Origin of the sequence: Cupriavidus sp. SIMBA_020, from assembly GCF_046535395.1 — a bacterium.
GTDB lineage: Bacteria > Pseudomonadota > Gammaproteobacteria > Burkholderiales > Burkholderiaceae > Cupriavidus > Cupriavidus campinensis.
The window spans coordinates 1-357 of record NZ_JAWRWU010000170.1; the positions used below are offsets into that span (position 1 = coordinate 1).

A 357-nucleotide genomic window follows, 5' to 3' on the forward strand; every position below is an offset into this window, starting at 1 on the left:
CGAGCGGATAGAACGGCGCGACCGTGTCGGGGCCCTTCGGCTGCAGCCAGAACTGCACGTTGTGCTCGTCCGCGAACGCGCGCAGCAGCGCTTCGTCGTCCGCATTGATCGGCTCCAGCACGCGCAGCACCAGCGCCGTGACTTGCGAACCGACCGCGAGTTCGATCTGCGGCATCCGGTCGCGAATCGACAGCCCCTCGACCAGCCGGCGCAACGGCACCAGCATTGCCGACACGTGCGGCGGCAGCACTTCGCAGCTCGTCATGTCGGCAACGTAGCTGCTCTTCTTTTCGTGGAAGCCCACCAGGACGCCGCCCTTCTTCGCGACGTTGCGCACGGTCAGGCGCGCGCGGTAGC

Annotated in this window: 1 pseudogene; it reads right to left on the reverse strand. The window is 67.5% G+C overall.

What is annotated here, in order from left to right:
* A pseudogene (locus SB751_RS28675) lies at positions 1-357 on the reverse strand (23S rRNA (uracil(1939)-C(5))-methyltransferase); the annotation flags it as partial.